This window comes from Micromonospora trifolii, from assembly GCF_050516465.1.
In the GTDB taxonomy this organism is placed as follows: domain Bacteria; phylum Actinomycetota; class Actinomycetes; order Mycobacteriales; family Micromonosporaceae; genus Micromonospora; species Micromonospora trifolii.
In genome coordinates this window covers 5,031,308-5,044,150 of the sequence record NZ_CP191526.1, presented here as the reverse complement: position 1 = coordinate 5,044,150, position 12,843 = coordinate 5,031,308, and the positions used below count along the sequence as shown (strand labels likewise).

The following is a 12,843-nucleotide window of genomic DNA, read 5'->3' as shown; positions in this document are numbered from 1 at the left end:
CGCCGGGTCGCGAAGCGACGGAGCCGCCGGTCGCCGAGCGACGGATCGGCGGGTGCGACGCGACGGGGCCGCCGGCAGTGCGCCGACGGCCCCGTACCAGTCACCGAATCAGTTCAGATCGAACTGGCCCTTCTTCGCTCCGGTGATGAAACCCAGCCATCCCGCGCGGTTGAAAAGCAGCACCGGACCGCCCCGGTCCTTGCTGTCGCGCAGGGCGACCGCCGACGGGCCGGTGGCGAGCGGGGCAACCTCCACGCAGTTGGAGGTCTGGCTACGTGTGCTGGTACGCCACGGGGCGTCCGCCAACGAGTGGGCGGAGACGGACGGCGTGTTGCGGATGTCTTTCATGGTTCTGCTCCTGATGTGCAGCGATCCGATGGGACGAGTGGTGCCGCACGTCCCGACGGAGGGTCCCCCGTGGATCACCGGTCCGTCAGTCGCCCTGATTCCCGGCGGCGTTGGGTCGGCGCCGTTGCCGGCCCGAACGCCACTGTGGATGGGGGCGTCGCCTCGGTCAGCCGTCCCGTCGCCTCGATCAGCCAGGAGAGGGTGTCCGAAGCGTTAAGTGCCGCCGTGCATAGCCACTCGAACACCACTTTATAGCGATTTAGCGTGATTGACTCGGTCGACATGACGTCGGTGAAGCCACCTTCGATGGCCAATGTCTCCGGATCGAGGGGATCGGCGAACCGATAGACCGAGAAGGCGGTCGGCGGAAGGTACCAATTCCCGATCTGGGTGTCCCGGGGCAGCACGTGCAGGGCCACGTTGGGCAGCAACGCCAACTCGCAGAGTTGGAGCAGCTGCTCGTGCAGCACCTCCGGCGGCCCGGCCCGGCGGCCGAGAGCCGCCTCCTCCAACACCGCTGTGTAGCGGGGAGCGTGCGGTTCGCGGGTCAGCAGCGACTGGCGGGCCAGCCGCGCCTGCACCTCGGTCTCCGGCTCGTCGCCGGGCTCCGGCTCGCCCGCGCCCGCGTTCACCTGGCGGGCCGACACGATCCGCAGCTGGGCGTACCCGGGGGTCTGCAACAGGCCCGGCACCAGCACCGGGTTGTACTCGGAGATCTCCGCGCAGCCCGCCTCCAACTCGGCCCAACTGCGCTGTTGCTGCGTCATCACTGGGAAGTTCTTCAACCAGCCGCGCATGTCGCCGGCCTCGTTGGTGATGCCCAGCAGCTCGTCGTGCAGCGCCTGGTCGGCGCCGTAGAGGTCGAGCAGGTCGCCGACGTCCTGCGGGTCCGGTCGGCTGCGGCCGTTCTCCAAGCGGGACAGTTTGGACGCGGAGGCCCAACCGATACGCTCGATGACCTGATCGCCGGTGAGGCCCGCGGCCTCACGTAGGCGGCGCAGCTCGATGCCCAACCGGCGACGACGCAGGATCGGGCTGGGTGCGGCAGGAGGCACAGTGTCCTCTTTCCCGTCGACCGCCGCAGACGCGACGGTAACTGTATGAAATTCGCCCCCCACGGTCAGTATGGACGGCGCGACCGGTGTCGGAGGTTCCGGCGAGGGCGTGTCTTGCGAAAATCGGACCACGGGAATGCCGGATGACGACGGACCCGCGGTCGCGGCCCGTCGACCTCGCCCATCTGGGCACGCCATCCCGCCGGAGGGACCCCATGCGCACGATCCTGCGCCGACCCGACTTCCGCCTGCTCTTCGGCGGCCTGCTGGCCAGCATGACCGCCGAGTCGATCCTGCTGCTCGCACTCGCCATCTGGGTCAAGGATCTGACTGGCTCGAACGGGTTGGCCGGCGCCACGATCTTCGCGGTCATCGCGCCGATGACGCTGGCGCCCCTGGTCGGCTGGGTCGTCGACCGCTACCCGCGCCGGCCGTTCTTCGTGGCCGCGAACGTGCTGACCGCGGTCCTGCTCGCCCCGTTGTTCACCGTCCGCGACGCGGGCGACGTCTGGGTCGTCTACCTGGTGGCCGCCCTGTACGGACTCTCGTCCATCACGCTCGGGGCGGCGCTCAGTGGGCTCATCCGCGAGATGGTGCCGGTCGAGCTGCTGGCCGACGCGAACGGCGTACTCCAGACCGTGCGCCAGGGGATTCGACTGGTCGGCCCACTGGTGGGCGCGGCGCTCTACGCGGCGCTCGGCGGGTGGGCGCTGGCCGGAATCGGCATGGTCGGATTTCTGACCGCGGCGGCGGTGGTCACCGCGCTGCCCACCCCGCAACAGCTGCCACCGGCCGTACGGCTGCGATGGCCGGCCGAACTGGGCGCCGGTCTGCGGCACCTGGCCGGCGAGCCGGCCCTGCGGCGGGCCCTGCTCGGCTACGGGCTCGGGTCGCTGGTGATGGGCTTCAGCGAGTCGCTCATCTTCGCCTACGTCGACCAGGGGCTGAACCGGGATGCCGCGTTCGTGGGCGTGCTGGTCACCGTGCAGGGCGTCGGTGGGTTGCTCGGTGGCCTCTGCTCACCGACGCTGGTCCGCCGGCTCGGAGAGGTCGGCACGCTGGCCGCCGGGGTCGCCTTCTTCTCTCCGGCCGCTCTCGCGCTCGCGTTCCCCGATCTGCGGCTCGGGTTCGCGGCGGTGCTGCTGGCCGGGGTCTCGCTCCCGCTGACGATGGTGGGTCTGCACACGCTGATCCAGCGCCGCACCCCACCGTCGCTGGTCGGCCGGGTCGCCGCGGCCACCCAGGCGGTGGTCAGCGGGCCGCAGGCGTTCTCCATCGGGGCGGGTGCCCTGCTGGTCGGGTTCCTGGACTACCGGCTGCTGTTCGCGCTGGTCGGGCTCGCCACGCTGGCCGCCGGCAGCTACCTGTGGCGGGGCCGGCACCTGAGCGCGCCGGCCGGGGCCCGCCCGCCGACGCCGCCCACCCGCCCAACGCTCCCGGCGCCCCGCCGACCGGCCGAGGACGCCGACCGACCCGAGCTTCCGGCACCCGCCGACCGCCGCCGCCGTGACCCCTCCGGAACACGACGAGCGGCCGCCCCAAATGAGGCGACCGCTCGTCGAAAATGAACCGGCAGATCAGGCGTTGAGCGTCTCCAGGTGCTGCTTCACCTGGGTGATCGAGGGATTCGTCAGGGCACTGCCGTCGGCGAAGCGCAGCGTCGGCACCGTCTGGTTGCCGCCGTTGACGCTCATCACGAACTCCGCGGCCTTCGGGTCCTGCTCGATGTCGACCACCTCGTACCCGATGCCCTCCCGGTCGAGCTGTGACTTCAGCCGGTGGCAGTAGCCGCACCAGGGGGTGGAATACATCGTCAGCATCCTCGGATCCTCCAACTCCTCCGGCCGCGGCTTGCGGATCAAGCCGAGCCTGTTCGCTGCAACGCTGGGAGGAGCTGAGATGATTCCTGGTTGTGGTGGTTCACTCAGCGTCGGAACAGGTGCTCGCCGGGCTGGACCCTGAGCAACGCTCCGCCGTGACCGCACCTGCCGGCCCGGTCTGCATCCTGGCCGGCGCCGGCACCGGCAAGACCCGGGCGATCACCTCCCGAATCGCCCACCGGGCGCTCTCCGGGGAGATCTCCCCCCGGCACGTGCTCGCGGTCACCTTCACCGCCCGCGCCGCCGCCGAGATGCGCAGTCGGCTCACCGTCCTCGGGGTGGGCGGTGTCCAGGCGCGGACATTTCACGCGGCCGCGCTGCGCCAGGTGCGGTACTTCGCGCCCCGGCTGCTGGCCGGCCGCGCCATGCCCGAACTGCTGGACAGCAAGGTGCGACTGGTCACCCTCGCCGCCGCCCGGGTCGGCCTGCGTACCGACCGGGCCGCCGCCCGCGACCTGGCCGGCGAGATCGAGTGGGCGAAGTCGTCGCTGGTCGAGCCGACGGACTACGTGGTGGCCGCGGCCCGGGCGCTGCGCGACACACCGCACGAGCCGACGAAGGTCGCCGACGTGTTCACCGCGTACGAGCAGCTCAAACGCTCGAACGGCGTGATCGACTTCGAGGACATGCTGCGTGCGGCGGTGTGGGGCATCGAGGAGCACCCGGACGTCGGCGAGCAGATCCGCACCCAGTACCGGCATTTCGTGGTCGACGAGTACCAGGACGTCAACCCCCTCCAGCAGCGGTTGCTGGAAGCCTGGCTGGCCGGCCGCAACGACCTGACAGTGGTCGGCGACGCCAGCCAGACGATCTACTCGTTCACCGGGGCGACCTCCGCGTACCTGGTCGACTTTCCCCGCCGGCACCGCAATGCCACAGTGGTGCGGCTGGTTCGCGACTACCGCTCCACCCCGCAGGTGGTCGGGCTGGCCAACGCGGTGATCTCCCAGGCCCGGGGTACCGAGGCGCGGTTGCGGCTGGAGCTGAGCGGGCAGCGCCCATCCGGCCCCGAGCCGGACCTGCGGATCTTCACCGACGAGCCGGCCGAGGCGAACGCGGTGGCCGCACGCTGCCGCGCGCTGATCGACGCGGGCACGCCGGCGAAGGAGATCGCCGTGCTGTTCCGGGTCAACGCGCAGTCCGAGGCGTACGAGAAGGCACTCACCGAGGCCGCGGTGCCGTACGTCGTGCAGGGCGCGGAGCGGTTCTTCGAACGGACCGAGGTGCGCCAGGCGATGGTCGCGCTGCGTGCCGCCACCCGCTCGATCCCGGGGGAGACACCACTGCCGGCCGCCGTCGTCGAGGCGCTCACCGCCGTCGGCTGGGCCCCGGACGCGCCCCCGGCCGGCGGCGCGGCCCGCGAGCGGTGGGAGGCGCTGTCCGCGCTGGTCCAGCTTGCCGAGGAGTACGCGGCCACCCCCGAGGTCGTGCCGATCGGTGAGGCCGCCTCGGTGGAGCGCCCGGTCACCCTCACCGACTTCACCGAGGAGTTGGCGCGCCGGGCCGCCCAGCAGCACGTGCCGACGGTGGACGGCGTGACGCTGGCATCCCTGCACTCGGCGAAGGGGTTGGAGTGGGACGCCGTCTTCCTGGTCGGCCTCGCCGAGGGCACCCTGCCCACCACGTACGCCAAGACCGTCGAACAGGTCGAGGAGGAGCGCCGGCTGCTCTACGTCGGGATCACCCGCGCCCGGGAGTGGCTGTGGCTGTCGTACGCCGCCGCGCGCTCGCCGGGCGGACGGGCCCGGCGGCCGTCGCGGTTCCTGCCCCAACTGGACCGCTCCGGCGGCACCGAACGGGCGACCGGCGGTGCCGGTCCGGCCCCTCGTCCCGAGCGGCGGCGAACCCAGATCGTCTCCTGCCGGATCTGCGGCGCCACACTGCTCGCCGGCCCGGACCGCAAGCTCGGCCGCTGCCCCACCTGCCCGTCCGACATCGACGATGAGCTGCACGAACGGCTGCGCGAGTGGCGGCAGCGGGTGGCCGGTGCGCAGAAGGTCCCGGCGTACGTGGTCTTCACCGACGCGACGCTTGTCGCGTTGGCCGAGCGGCGACCGGGCCGGTCGGAAGAGTTGATCGCCATCGCCGGTATCGGCCCTCGCAAGCTGGGCCTCTACGGGGAGTCGGTGCTGGCCCTCGTGGCCGGTGCCGGGGTGGACGATGTCTGCCCGGAGAAAACTTTCGAAATCTCGTCGTAAATTCGTTTGCCCTCGCCCCGGCGCGAGGAATAGCCTCAGGACACACCACGCGAGCGGCGCCATTCCGGCTGCTCACGGGGTCGGTCCAGTCGATTCGAGGAACGTGAGGGAGGTGGCACCCGTGAAGATCTTCACCTATGAGCGTCTGACGGCGATGCCGTCTGTCTGCGCTCCGCTGTCGGCTGTCCGGGTGGCCCTCGCGGCTGCACGACCGTCGGTTCCACAGGTGCACCAGGTTCAGGCCGAGCTGATCCTGACCGTCGCGCCCGCTGGAGTCGAGGGGACCAGTGGCTTCACGGGCAATGGCACCCAGGTCGCCAAGAAGCGCATGGATGTCCGCGGCGTTCCACCTCGAGGTAAACCGGTCTGACCATCAGACTCCGGCTCACCTCGAGGCCGCGGAACCCGCTTACCGGGATCCGCGGCCTCAGTTTTTTGCCCGCCGTAAGTACGTCGGAATGCGATCCACGAGATCGAAGTGAGAGAGAGGTGACCGGGAGATGAGTCTGGCGTTGGCCCCCCTCGACATGAGCGTCGAGATGGAGGCGAACCTGCCCTGCCGGAAGTTCGACCCCGACCTGTGGTTCTCCGACTCGCCCACCGAGCTCGAGCTGGCCAAGTCACTCTGCGGGGACTGCCCGCTGCGTGTCGAGTGCCTGGCCGGAGCCGTTGAGCGAGCGGAGCCGTGGGGCGTCTGGGGCGGCGAGATCTTCGAGCGTGGCGCGGTTGTCCCGCGTAAGCGGCCCCGTGGCCGTCCGCGTAAGGAGGACGTCGCCCGTGACGCCGAGCTTCGGGTCGAGGCCGAGGCGCGCCTGGCGGCCAGTGGGCTGTCCGAGGTGCGTGGCGCGGTCCGGCTGGCAGCCTGACATGTTCCCGACCCGTTCCAACTACGCCGGTGGCACACCGGCAGTGAGTGAGAAAACGATGTTGAACGTTCCGAGTGGAGCCTTCGAGATGCAACTACTCCACGAAGCGTTGACCCGGGCTCGAATGCGCCGGCCTCAGGCCGGTCGTACCACCACGAGCACTGAGGCAACCCGATCCGCCCGTACCGTCGCCATGACCGGCCGCAACCAGGCGGCTCGCGACCTGGGCGTTCTCTAGTACCACCCCACGCAGAAGGGCGGGTGCCGACCGGCACCCGCCCTTCCCCATGTGGTCAGGCACCTTGGCCTCGGCGTGGTCAGGCGACCGGGGCGAAGCCGGGCAGCCAGCGCTCCAGGATGCTCCGGTAGGGGGCCTTCGCCTCCAACTGGCAGAGCACCCCGATCGACCCGAGCGTCACCCGGTGGATCAGCAGGTACGACGGTGGCAGGTTGAGCTGCCTGCTCAGCTGGTACGTGGGGGAGCGGGGGCTGGCCAGTCGCCCCGCCTCGGCCCGTAGCCAGGCCCGGGTGAACCGGAAGCCGTCCGCCGCGATGGGCTCCAGCATGGGGCGGATGAAGTCAAGCACCCCCTCGGCGTCGATCTCGTCGGCCGAGCCGATGAACCCCTCCGACCGCAGCCCCGCCACGACCTCGTCGGCATCGCCGCGCAGGGCCATCGCGGCGATACGACCGATCGGCTCCGGGGTGCCCTCCGGCATCCGGGCCACCGCACCGAAGTCGATCACCCCAAGTCGGCCGTCGGGCAGCAGCCGGAAGTTTCCCGGGTGTGGGTCGGCGTGCAACAGCCCGGCCCGCTGCGGCGCGGAGAGGTGCAGGGTAGCCATCAACCGGCCCGCCTCGTCCCGATCCTCCTCGGTGCCCTCGCGGATGATGTCGGCCAGCGGGGTGCCCGTCACCCATTCGGTGACCAGCACCCGGGGCGAGGCGTCGATCACCTCCGGGATGTAGATCTCCGGGTCGCCGGCGTACGCGGCGGCGAAGGTGCGCTGCGACTCGGCCTCCAACTCGTAGTCCAACTCCTCGGTGATCCGTTCGCGCAACTCGGCCAGGAGCGGCTTGACGTCCAGGCCGGGCTGGATGGCCCGGAACATTCCGCCCAGTCGGGACAGCTGCTTGAGGTCGGCGAGCAGGGCGTCGCCGGCCCCCGGATACTGGATCTTGACCGCCACGTCGCGGCTGTTCGGTTCGCCCGACTCGTCGAAGCCCGGCTCGCGCCAGCGCGCCCGGTGCACCTGGCCGATGCTCGCGGCGGCGGCCGGGACGTCGTTGAACTCGACGAACAGGTCCCGCCAGTCGGGGCCGAGCTGCTCGGCCAGCACCTTGTGCACGCTGGCGACCGGCAGCGGCGGGGCCGCCTCCTGCAACTTCGTCAGCGCCTGCCGGTAGGGCGCGGCGATCTCCTCCGGCAACGCGGCCTCGAAGACCGACAGCGCCTGGCCGAACTTCATCGCCCCGCCCTTGAGCTGGCCCAGCACGCTGAACAACTGCTCGGCGGTGCGCTGCTGAATCTCCGCGGAGATCACGTCGGAAGCCAGCCCGGTGACGCGCTTCCCCATCCCGAGAACGGTCCGGCCGGCGAAGCCGAGCGGCAGGGAGGCGAGCTTGGCGGTGCGGGACACGGCGCGGCGCGGGATGTCGGTCACTCGGTCATTGTTACCGACCGGAGGGCCCCGCTGCTGCTCTGCGGCCGGGCTGGTGCGGACACTCGGCCACGCGAGCACCCACACGCCGGGTGTGGCGGCCAACCCCGACGACGGAAACAGCCGGCACCGGTGATCTCCATGGCGCTACCCAGCGTCTCCGGCTGGCCGCCGTCCAGCTGCGTCAGCGCCTCGGCCAGCGCGTACCCGCAGGCGGCGAGCAGCGTGCCGGTCGTTCCGGCGGCCACCGGGTCGGCGGCGGCGAGTTGCGCGGCGAGCCGCGGCCAGTCCGGGTCGCGGTCAGCCCGGTGCAGCTCGACGCAGTGCAGGCAGGGCCCGGCGGGTGGGCGGACCAGAGGCCCGATCACCGGTACGCCCTCGCGCAGTGTGACCAGCAGGTGCGGCTGCCGGCGCTGGGCGAGGCCGGCGGCGAGCAGCGCGGGAGGCCGGTCCGTGCCGAGCTGGATCACCAGGTCGATCCGCCCGGCGCGGCTCGGATGGGTGCCGGTGCCCGGTGCGACGCGGTTGACCGCAGCCCGTACCGCCGGTGCCAGAGGGTGACCGAGTTCGGTGGCGGGGATGCCCGTGCCGATCAGGTCGACGGGGCGTACCGGGCCGGTGAGCTGGGGAATCACCTGCCCCACGCCGGACTGGGCCAACGCCACCGTCAGCGGCCCGCCGAACGCCCCGGCGCCGCTGAGCAGGACGCGGGCCGCCCGTCGCCGACGCAGGACCTGCGCGGGGGTGCCGGGCAGTCGGGCGGCGGCCAGGGCCAGCGCGCCGGCCTCGGCCGCGAGCCGGGAACGGACCGGGCCGGTGAGGTCGCGGGGGAGCAGGCTGTGCGCGGGTACCAACAGGCCGGCGGCCCGCAGGGTGTCGAGCAGGGTACGTGCGTCGTCGGCGCTGACCTGGGCGGCCGCCGCCTGGGCCAGCACGGTGCGCTCGCTGCGGGTGCCGTCGAGCAGGTCGAGCAGGTAGGCGGTGCGGGGGTTGGCCAACTCCAGGAGGACGGCCGGCCCGGGGCCGACGCCGAGTTGGAGGTGTGCCGGTCCCGCCAGAGCCGGTTGAGGCCGGGCAGCAGGGTGGGGCGGGGCAGTGCGGTGCGGCTCATGGTCACGAATCGTGACCGCATCTTCGCTTTCGGTCGATCGTTGTCCACAGGCGGCCAGGCCGCTGTCCAGCGCTATCCACAGGATTTGACGGGTTATCCACAGCCCTTCGCGCCTGTTGTCGGTCAACCGACAGGGCTACCGACGCCGGTGGCACCGAACTCCCGATCGGAAACGGGGGTGGGGCGACCACTGGCCACCCCACCCCCGTTCACCCGTTCGGGTCAGACCTTGGCCTTGCCCAGGATGCGGTTCACTGTTGTGCCGCATACCGGACACTTGCCCTTGGCCATGTTCATTCCGGTCTTCGAGACCTCGACGTGCCCCTCGAAGTCCCGCTTCTCCTTGCACTTCACGCAGTAACCGTTGTAGGTCGTCTGGGCCTGGTCGGCCACGGTGCCCTCCTCGTCTCGTCCGCCGGTCAATGCCGTTCCGGCGGGGTGCCCGGCGGCGGGCCACACGGGGCGCCGGCGCTGGGTCTCACTCCGCGGCCACCTTCGTGACCGCTGGTCCGCGGACCCTACCCAGGTCTGGGCAGTTCCATGTCAGCTGTGCATCGACACTGTGAGCAAGTCGACGTCGAGAGTGTGCATGGCGAAATAGGTCGGATAAGTCAGTTTGGCGGGGACACGCCGACCAAACCCTGACAGCCACCCGTGCGAGTGCCCCTGCGGCGGCATTCGGGACGGTGATCACCTACGGTGGGGACGTGCCGCGCACCGGCGCCATCGCCGTTCACCAAGGGTGACGAGATGGCGCGATGGCGCTGCGGTCAAGAAATTTTCGGGACGCCTGGCGACCAATCACCATTTTCTGGGCGCGTGTCGTGCGGTTGACTCTTGCGGACCCCTGGTCAGTGGGCATTAGCTGTCCTTCGTGACACGTAGTCGAGGCTGCGCGGGCCAGTGATGGCGGGGACGCGCAAGCCGGTCGTCGAGGTGCGACGCAGCCAGCGTCGGCGACGCACGGTGTCCGCGTACCGTGACGGTGAGCGAGTGGTCGTCCTCATCCCCGACCAGTTCTCCCGTGCCGAGGAGAGCGAGTGGGTCGACCGGATGCTCGCCCGGCTCGCCGCCCGGGAGGGGCGCCTCGCCCGCTCCGACGCTGAACTGCTGGCCCGCGCCAACCGGCTCATCGAGCTCTACCTCGCCGGGTACGCCACGAAGGCGGTGCCGGCCAGTGTCCGGTGGGTCACCAACCAGAACGGCCGGTGGGGCTCCTGCACGCCGGCAGACCGCAGCATCCGAATCTCGCACCGCGTCCAGGAGATGCCCGAATGGGTGATCGACTACGTGTTGCTGCACGAGTTGGCGCACCTCATCGTGCCCAGCCACAACGCCCGGTTCTGGGCGTTGGTCGGTCGCTACCCCAAGTCGGAACGCGCCCGCGGCTACCTCGAAGGGGTCGCCGCCGCCTCCTCCTGCGCCCCGCTGCCCACCTGATCCACACCCCCGCGCCGAGCCGAGCCGCGATCGGCCGAGATCCACTCGCGTTCCTGAATACCGCGCTATTGAGGGCTCCGGGACGCCGCGACTTCAATGAAACCGAGTCGATCATGTCGCCGAGCCCCGCTCAGGTAGGCGGGTCGGGCGGGTCGGGTGGCCGTGCGGGGCGGGGCGCTAGGGTCGGGGGATGGCGCGACGGGTGGTAGTGGCGTTGCTCGGGCCGGTGCAGTGGTCGCCGCCCGGCGTCGACCTGGCGCAGTGGCGATCGGCTCTCGCGGAAGACGTGATCGACCTGTTCGCCACGCTCAACGAGGTGGAGGTCGCGGTCGCGGTGACCCCGGCCGACCGCGCTCTGGCCGATGCCCTGGTGTGGCCCGGCACGGCGGTGTACGAGGTGGCCGAGCCGACGCCGAACGCCGTCTTCGCCGCGCTGGAGGGTTACGACCAAGCGGCCGTGCTGGTCAGTGACGTGCCTGACCTGCCCGCACTGACCGTCGGCAAGCTGCTCCGCCCACTCACCAGCCGGCCGGTCGCGGTGGCCCCGGTCGAGGGCGGCGGCCCGGGTCTGCTCGGGGTCGCGGTACGACTGCCCGCGCCGGACTGGCTGCCGACGCTGGAGCTGGACACGGCGACGCCGGCTGAGGCGCGCGCCAACGCCCCGCGACTTGGTGACGTGGCGGTCACCGCCGGTTGGCGACGACTGCGCGGCCCGGCCGACCTGGCCACGCTGGACCCGGCCTTCGAGGGTTGGGAAGCGACCCGCGCCCTGCTCTCCGGGTCGGGCCGACCCACCTGAACCGTCGGCACCGCCGAACGCGCCGCGGGTGCCGCTGTCGATCTGCGGGCACCCGCGGCGCGGGCGGTCGATGCGCGGGCGTCAGGCCTTGGCGTCGCCCTCGCCGTCGGTCTCGTCGGACTGGCCGGACTGACCCGACGAACCGGACTGACCCGGCTGATCCGGCTGGCCGGGGGCCTTCTCCTCCACGCCGCCGGGGGCGGTGAAGTCGAAGCTGTCCAGCTCGCTGAGGTCCATGTCGTTCATCGCGAAGGCGACCGGGTCGGCGAAGTCGTCGTCCGACGGGAGCAGGTCCGGGTGGCCCCAGACGGCGTCGCGGCCCTCGATGCCCCGGTGCTGAGTGAGCGCGGCCCAGAGCGCCGCGGCCTCGCGCAGTCGGCGGGGGCGCAGTTCCAGACCGACCAGCGCGGCGAAGGTCTGCTCGGCAGGACCGCCGGCGGCCCGGCGACGGCGGAACGCCTCGCCCAACCGGACGACGTTGGGCAGCCGGTCGCTGGCGGCGCTGTCCACGACGTGGCACACCCAGCCCTCGACCAGGGCGAGTGCGGTCTCCAGGCGGGCCAGTGAGGCCTTCTGCGCCGGAGTGTCCTCCGGGGTGAAGATGCCCTCCAGGGCGATCGCCTGCATCGACTCGGGGTCGGTCGGGTCGACCCGACCCATCGCCTCCTCGATCGCCTCCCGGTTGACCCGGATGCCCGAGGCGTACATCTCGACCGCGCTGAGCACATGCCCACGCAGCCACGGGACGTGCTGGAACAGCCGCTGGTGGGCGGCCTCGCGCAGCGCCACGTAGAGGCGGACCTCGTCCTCGGGCAGCTCCAGGCCCTCGCCGTACGCCCGGATGTTGGCCGGGATCAGCGCGGCCGTGCCGGCCGGGCCGAGCGGCAGCCCGATGTCGCCGGCGGAGAGCACCTCCGCGGCGAGCGAACCGAGGGCCTGGCCCAGCTGACCGCCGAAGAGCGCGCCACCGAGGGAGGCCACCATCGACTGCATCGGGCCGAGCTGGGCGCGGGCCTCCGGTGGCACCAGGTCGCCCATCGCGCCGACCATCCGGCTGGCGACCGGGTCGCACAGCTTGCGCCACACGTCCAGCGTCTTGAAGATCCACTCGTTGCGGTTCCACGCAACGGGGTTCTGGATGCCGGAGGGCCACGCCGAGGCGGGCTCCAACCACAGGTCGGCAAGGCGCAACGCCTCCTCGACCGCGTTGCGCTCGTACATCGACACCGCCGGGTCACCGGCGGCCGCGAGCTGGCTGGCTGCTACCTGCCGGGCCAGGTCCCAGTTGACCGGCCCGCTGCCCGGCGCGGAGAGCAGGTGCTGCAACTGCGACATGAACTGCTGCATCTGCGCGGGATCGTTGGGGTCTGGTGGCTGCCCACCCGGGAGCGCGAAACCGAACGGAATATCAGGCACGACATCTACGGTACGCGGACCGCGCCCCAGGTCGCCGCTGCTGGCGTTGCGCTGAGGGCGAAGTCGCGC

General features: G+C 71.4%; 12 protein-coding genes and 1 pseudogene. 6 read left to right on the top strand and 7 right to left on the bottom strand.

Annotation, left to right across the window (positions count from 1 at the left end; all coding sequences use genetic code 11):
• Positions 1 to 108: 108 nt before the first annotated feature.
• Both ACQRWP_RS23360 and ACQRWP_RS23355 read right to left on the bottom strand, forming a co-directional pair.
• On the bottom strand, positions 109 to 348 hold the full coding sequence (locus ACQRWP_RS23360; protein ID WP_430497718.1) for a DUF397 domain-containing protein: 240 nt from the start codon (positions 346 to 348) through the stop codon (positions 109 to 111).
• 74 nt (positions 349 to 422) lie between these two features.
• Positions 423 to 1,403 (bottom strand): helix-turn-helix domain-containing protein, encoded by a 981-nt coding sequence (locus ACQRWP_RS23355; RefSeq protein ID WP_238677814.1) that lies wholly within the window; start codon positions 1,401 to 1,403, stop codon positions 423 to 425.
• Positions 1,404 to 1,618: 215 nt separating this feature from the next.
• Here ACQRWP_RS23355 and ACQRWP_RS23350 point away from each other — a divergent pair, with 215 nt between their 5' ends.
• Positions 1,619 to 2,971 (top strand): MFS transporter, encoded by a 1,353-nt coding sequence (locus tag ACQRWP_RS23350; RefSeq protein ID WP_430497715.1) that lies wholly within the window; start codon positions 1,619 to 1,621, stop codon positions 2,969 to 2,971.
• A 9-nt stretch (positions 2,972 to 2,980) separates the two neighbouring features.
• On the opposite strand, the gene ACQRWP_RS23345 is transcribed toward ACQRWP_RS23350, so the two are convergent.
• Positions 2,981 to 3,223 carry a mycoredoxin gene (locus ACQRWP_RS23345; protein ID WP_030337579.1) on the bottom strand — a complete coding sequence of 81 codons (243 nt, stop codon included), beginning with the start codon at positions 3,221 to 3,223 and terminating at the stop codon, positions 2,981 to 2,983.
• Between the two features lie 92 nt (positions 3,224 to 3,315).
• Between ACQRWP_RS23345 and ACQRWP_RS23340 the strand changes: the two genes are divergently transcribed.
• The 3 genes from ACQRWP_RS23340 (at position 3,316) to ACQRWP_RS23330 (ending at position 6,347) form a co-directional block, all read left to right on the top strand.
• The gene (locus ACQRWP_RS23340) at positions 3,316 to 5,481 is read left to right on the top strand and encodes an ATP-dependent DNA helicase UvrD2 (RefSeq protein WP_430497713.1); all 2,166 of its coding nucleotides are present in this window, start codon (positions 3,316 to 3,318) and stop codon (positions 5,479 to 5,481) included.
• Positions 5,482 to 5,635: 154 nt separating this feature from the next.
• Positions 5,636 to 5,851: a hypothetical protein gene (locus ACQRWP_RS23335; RefSeq protein ID WP_430503274.1), complete on the top strand. Its 216-nt coding sequence runs from the start codon at positions 5,636 to 5,638 to the stop codon at positions 5,849 to 5,851.
• Positions 5,852 to 5,981: 130 nt separating this feature from the next.
• The gene (locus ACQRWP_RS23330) at positions 5,982 to 6,347 is read left to right on the top strand and encodes a WhiB family transcriptional regulator (RefSeq protein WP_030490434.1); all 366 of its coding nucleotides are present in this window, start codon (positions 5,982 to 5,984) and stop codon (positions 6,345 to 6,347) included.
• Between the two features lie 317 nt (positions 6,348 to 6,664).
• Here ACQRWP_RS23330 and ACQRWP_RS23325 read toward each other — a convergent pair whose 3' ends face one another.
• The 3 genes and pseudogenes from ACQRWP_RS23325 to ACQRWP_RS23315 form a co-directional block, all read right to left on the bottom strand.
• Complete coding sequence (locus tag ACQRWP_RS23325) at positions 6,665 to 8,011, bottom strand: ABC1 kinase family protein (protein ID WP_430497710.1); 1,347 nt, start codon at positions 8,009 to 8,011, stop codon at positions 6,665 to 6,667.
• Positions 8,008 to 9,119: pseudogene (locus tag ACQRWP_RS23320) on the bottom strand (hypothetical protein). Before ACQRWP_RS23320 ends, ACQRWP_RS23325 begins: the two are co-directional and overlap by 4 nt.
• Before the next feature lie 222 nt (positions 9,120 to 9,341).
• Positions 9,342 to 9,512: a DUF5679 domain-containing protein gene (locus ACQRWP_RS23315; RefSeq protein ID WP_167457767.1), complete on the bottom strand. Its 171-nt coding sequence runs from the start codon at positions 9,510 to 9,512 to the stop codon at positions 9,342 to 9,344.
• Between the two features lie 513 nt (positions 9,513 to 10,025).
• On the opposite strand from ACQRWP_RS23315, the gene ACQRWP_RS23310 reads away from it, so the two are divergent.
• Entirely contained in the window at positions 10,026 to 10,559 is a 534-nt protein-coding gene (locus ACQRWP_RS23310; protein ID WP_430497708.1) for a M48 metallopeptidase family protein, read from the top strand.
• Between the two features lie 190 nt (positions 10,560 to 10,749).
• Complete coding sequence (locus ACQRWP_RS23305) at positions 10,750 to 11,358, top strand: hypothetical protein (protein ID WP_430497707.1); 609 nt, start codon at positions 10,750 to 10,752, stop codon at positions 11,356 to 11,358.
• A gap of 81 nt (positions 11,359 to 11,439) precedes the next feature.
• Here the strand turns inward: ACQRWP_RS23305 and ACQRWP_RS23300 are convergent, their stop codons facing one another.
• Positions 11,440 to 12,705: a zinc-dependent metalloprotease gene (locus ACQRWP_RS23300; RefSeq protein WP_430503273.1), complete on the bottom strand. Its 1,266-nt coding sequence runs from the start codon at positions 12,703 to 12,705 to the stop codon at positions 11,440 to 11,442.
• Positions 12,706 to 12,843 lie beyond the last annotated feature (138 nt).

Excerpts from the sequence above, each read along its gene's own strand:
- ACQRWP_RS23360 (WP_430497718.1), bottom strand. The coding sequence starts at position 348 with ATGAAAGACATCCGCAACACGCCGTCCGTCTCCGCCCACTCGTTGGCG.
- ACQRWP_RS23350 (WP_430497715.1), top strand. The coding sequence starts at position 1,619 with ATGCGCACGATCCTGCGCCGACCCGACTTCCGCCTGCTCTTCGGCGGC.
- ACQRWP_RS23345 (WP_030337579.1), bottom strand. The coding sequence starts at position 3,223 with ATGCTGACGATGTATTCCACCCCCTGGTGCGGCTACTGCCACCGGCTG.
- ACQRWP_RS23335 (WP_430503274.1), top strand. The coding sequence starts at position 5,636 with ATGCCGTCTGTCTGCGCTCCGCTGTCGGCTGTCCGGGTGGCCCTCGCG.
- ACQRWP_RS23330 (WP_030490434.1), top strand. The coding sequence starts at position 5,982 with ATGAGTCTGGCGTTGGCCCCCCTCGACATGAGCGTCGAGATGGAGGCG.
- ACQRWP_RS23310 (WP_430497708.1), top strand. The coding sequence starts at position 10,026 with ATGGCGGGGACGCGCAAGCCGGTCGTCGAGGTGCGACGCAGCCAGCGT.
- ACQRWP_RS23305 (WP_430497707.1), top strand. The coding sequence starts at position 10,750 with ATGGCGCGACGGGTGGTAGTGGCGTTGCTCGGGCCGGTGCAGTGGTCG.
- ACQRWP_RS23300 (WP_430503273.1), bottom strand. The coding sequence starts at position 12,705 with ATGCAGCAGTTCATGTCGCAGTTGCAGCACCTGCTCTCCGCGCCGGGC.